We start from the raw sequence: 524 nt of genomic DNA, 5'->3' as shown, positions 1-524 counted from the left end.
ACATGAGGGTGTGCTGCAATCATCTCAATCATTTTTTGCGCTCATCTCCGCTATTCTTGATAAGCTCCGCGATCGCGGCGATAGAGCCCATCAGGCTGCTGGCTTCCAGCGGCATCATCACCACTTTGCTATTGTTGGCGGAGCCAATTTTCTGCAGCGCATCGGTGTATTTCTGCGCCACGAAGTAGTTAATTGCCTGGATATCACCGGCCGCGATGGCCTCGGACACCATCTGGGTGGCGCGTGCTTCTGCCTCGGCGGAACGTTCACGGGCTTCTGCCTGTAAGAAGGCCGACTGGCGTTCCCCTTAGGCTTTCAGGATTTGCGACTGTTTCTCCCCTTCGGCTTTCAGGATCTCCGCCTGACGCACCCCTTCGGCCTCAAGAATGTATGCACGTTTGGTTCGCTCGGCTTTCATCTGGGCGTTCATCGACGAAATCAGTTCTGCCGGTGGGCGCACGTCGCGGATTTCGATACGGGTGACTTTAATCCCCCACGGATTGGTCGCTTCATCAACGATATGC

At 55.5% G+C, this 524-nt stretch carries 1 pseudogene; it reads right to left on the bottom strand.

The features are described 5' to 3' along the window. Nucleotides 1-28: 28 nt before the first annotated feature. Nucleotides 29-524: pseudogene (locus K5E19_RS23915) on the bottom strand (SPFH domain-containing protein); the annotation flags it as partial.

Source organism: Enterobacter sp. RIT637 (assembly GCF_019718755.1).
Taxonomy (GTDB): domain Bacteria; phylum Pseudomonadota; class Gammaproteobacteria; order Enterobacterales; family Enterobacteriaceae; genus Enterobacter.
The sequence above is the reverse complement of the archived record's forward strand: the minus strand, read 5'-3'. Positions and strand labels throughout refer to the sequence as shown.